This is a genomic window from uncultured Tenacibaculum sp. (assembly GCF_947502995.1).
Lineage (GTDB): Bacteria > Bacteroidota > Bacteroidia > Flavobacteriales > Flavobacteriaceae > Polaribacter.
Map to the genome: position 1 here is coordinate 1 of NZ_CANNBW010000080.1, position 277 is coordinate 277.

A 277-nucleotide genomic window follows, 5' to 3' on the forward strand; every position below is an offset into this window, starting at 1 on the left:
TAACTAAATCACTCTGCACTGAAAGTACAGAGGTTTATTATACTGGGGACTAAAAGTCCCCTTTTTCATTCTAATATAAAATTAGAATTATCCGAGTTCGGTTTCCTATGATGTTCTAAATACTCATTGACCATTTCATCTGTGATATTACCTGTACTCCAAACACCATAGCCAACTCCCCAAAAATGTTTTCCCCAGTAAAGATCACTTAACTTTCTAAATTCTTGTTGAAGTTTACGAGAACTTCTACCCTTTAGTTGCTTTACTAAATAGCTAA

At 33.9% G+C, this 277-nt stretch carries 1 protein-coding gene; it reads right to left on the bottom strand.

Going from position 1 to position 277, the window contains the following annotated elements; genetic code table 11:
* Positions 1-65: 65 nt before the first annotated feature.
* The coding region (locus Q1A46_RS20825; protein ID WP_299683586.1) for a transposase at positions 66-277 on the bottom strand (212 nt) is incomplete at its 5' end.